This window comes from Xanthobacter autotrophicus, from assembly GCF_029991245.1.
GTDB lineage: Bacteria > Pseudomonadota > Alphaproteobacteria > Rhizobiales > Xanthobacteraceae > Xanthobacter > Xanthobacter autotrophicus_C.
The window spans coordinates 1-535 of the sequence record NZ_JAIVFO010000331.1; the positions used below are offsets into that span (position 1 = coordinate 1).

Annotated in this window: 1 protein-coding gene; it reads right to left on the reverse strand. The window is 55.9% G+C overall.

Annotated elements, in window-relative coordinates; all coding sequences use genetic code 11:
- Positions 1-206 precede the first annotated feature (206 nt).
- A partial coding sequence (locus K9U41_RS23065; protein WP_282643166.1) for a hypothetical protein occupies positions 207-535 on the reverse strand: 329 nt, incomplete at its 5' end.

The window sequence follows — 535 nt, forward strand, 5'->3', positions numbered from 1 at the left end:
GCATCGAAGTGACTGGGAAGGGTAAGGCTGGGTGTAACCGTCCTGCCGCCAAAAATTTTCCTCACTGCGTCTCGGCCCGTTCCCCACGCATTCAAGATTGCTAACCTGCACAGCCATGAATACAGCAGTTCGTCGTGGAGCAGCTCAGGCGTGTAGCAGATAGTGGTTGAAGCGAGACGAGCGCGGTACACGTTTGCTAACTCCAGTCAATCAGCAGTCTCGCGGGCCAGCGGATATTCTAAGGGGAGGTCAACCGGCTCAACCGGCCGGGGCGTGGCCTTTTTTTTGTTCTTTGTCGCAGGGGGACTGGGGGGCATGCTCTCTTCGTGTACATCGTCAAACTCTTCGTTTTTTACCCCTTTGGGTCGAGCAGGCTCCTCTGCCCCAAGCAGGGCGCGCATAGCTTTGTACCTAGGACTGAACAGCAGATCGTCAAACATTCGAAGCTTTGCAGGCTTCTTGCTGAGCAAGGCTGCAATTGCCGGGCCAAGAAATGCCATGTCAGTCGCCGCGGTTCGCTGAAACGCAGTAGCGT